The sequence below is a fragment of the Rubrimonas cliftonensis genome (assembly GCF_900107585.1).
In the GTDB taxonomy this organism is placed as follows: domain Bacteria; phylum Pseudomonadota; class Alphaproteobacteria; order Rhodobacterales; family Rhodobacteraceae; genus Rubrimonas; species Rubrimonas cliftonensis.
In genome coordinates, this window is the sequence record NZ_FNQM01000085.1 from 1 (window position 1) to 1,732 (window position 1,732).

Below are 1,732 nucleotides of genomic sequence, written 5' to 3' on the forward strand. Positions count from 1 at the left end.
AGGTTGTTGGCGGGCATTTTGAGAATGTTCGGCGGCGACAGCCCGGCTTCCTGCAGCATATTGCTGACCCCGAGAACATCCTTGTAGCCGATCTCAGGGTCTTGCGCGCGCAAGCTGGCGTCAAACTGAGCGTCACCTTCCGAGGTTGTCGCTCCGTCGCGCAGGAACGGCCCATAGATCGCAATGCGGCCACCTGTCGCCAGGGCCGCCGCCGCTTCGGAGATCAGCACCTGCGACTCGCGGGTGCTGACGAGATGCAGCAGGTTGATCAGCACGATCAGCGCCTGCCCGCCATGCCTGGCGCCCCATCCCGGCGCCGTCGCGTCGAGCTCCAACGGCGGGTGGAGGTTGGCCAATGCCGCCTCCATCACATAGGCGTCGATGCTGGCCGCCCGGACGGGGTCCACCTCCGAGGGTCGCCAGGTCAGGCCCGGCATGCTGCGGGCGAACCCAACGATATGCTGTCCCGTGCCGCTCGCCAGTTCCAGCGCGCACCCCGTAGCTGGGGCGATGGACGCCAGCGCTTCGGTGATGGCCGCGGCGTTTCGCTCAGCGGAGGGGGCGATCAAGCGCGCCCCAGTCGTCGCGTTTGCGGCAGAGACGCTTTCGGGCAGGTTGAGACGGCGAGGCATCCAATCACCTTGAATAGGGGCGTTTCATTGTGACGCGATAACGCCGTGAGGCCGATGGCGAAGATCACCGGGTCATGACGGCGGTGCAAGAACCGAATGCGCCCGGATCCGCCGCGCAGCGAGTCGGCGTTCTGGTGGTGGCGGCGACATGTGGATCGGCGAGGGGTCCCAACGCCGATCGGCATCTGGATGATTGATGGTGCGAAGGTGGAGACGCACGCTCTTCCGCGTCGGCTCACAGCTAGAACAATCCGCGCTCCCGCGCAGCGATGCGGATCAGCCTGAGGGTTGAGATCGCCCAGTCCTTGCGTCCGCGGGCCGGATAGATCTTCCGGCTGAGGAGCCGCCGCCCGAGCTCGGCGAGGGTGAGGGAAGGGTCGTCGCGCATCAGGGCCGCCACGGCCGTGACGACCGCCTGGTCTGAGGCGCCGCCGTCGCGTCGGACGACGCCGTCCGAGCGCGGCGCGCGGTCGAGGACATTCTCGTCGAGACGCCCGATGTCGACATAGGCCCGCGCGGCGCGACGAAGGGCCTGCGCCGTCCATCGCCGCGCGGCGCCATCCTTGCCGTTGAGGCGCATCGCCAGATCGGCCCAGGCGACATCGGGGCGGTGGGTCTGGACGACCGGCAGCCAGACATCCTCCGATCCCCTGAGCTGGTCGAGCCAGCTACGATTGCGGGCCCGCGAGATCGCCAACGCAGCCGCCGGGTCGCCGGCGCGCAGCCCGGGGTTGCCGGGCTGACGGCCCTCGGCTCTCGCGCGCTCGAGGCCGGCCCTGGTGCGCTCGGAGATCAGCGCGCGCTCGAACTCGGCGACGGCGCCGAGGATCTGCAGCGCGAAGCGCCCCTGCGGGGTGGTGGTGTCGATGGGGTCGGAGAGCGAGCGGAACCCGGCGCCGCGCGCCTCCAGCGTCTCGATCACGTCGAGCAGATGGCGCAGCGAGCGGGCGAGACGGTCGATCCGCACGACGACGAGGACGTCGCCGCGGCCGAGCGCGCCGAGCAGCTTGTTGAGAACGGGGCGCGCTCTGGACGCGCCGGAGGCCGTCTCGCGGTGGACCAGCGCGCAGCCGGCGGCGGTCAGCGCCACAGCCTGCTGC

The 1,732-nt window shown here is 69.9% G+C and carries 2 protein-coding genes; both read right to left on the bottom strand.

Features of this window, described 5'->3' with window-relative positions:
* A partial coding sequence (locus BLW43_RS22660; protein ID WP_342741638.1) for a DUF938 domain-containing protein occupies positions 1–569 on the bottom strand: 569 nt, incomplete at its 3' end.
* Between the two features lie 304 nt (positions 570–873).
* Positions 874–1,732 (bottom strand): recombinase family protein (locus BLW43_RS22665; protein WP_093257210.1); only part of this gene is annotated, 859 nt, incomplete at its 5' end.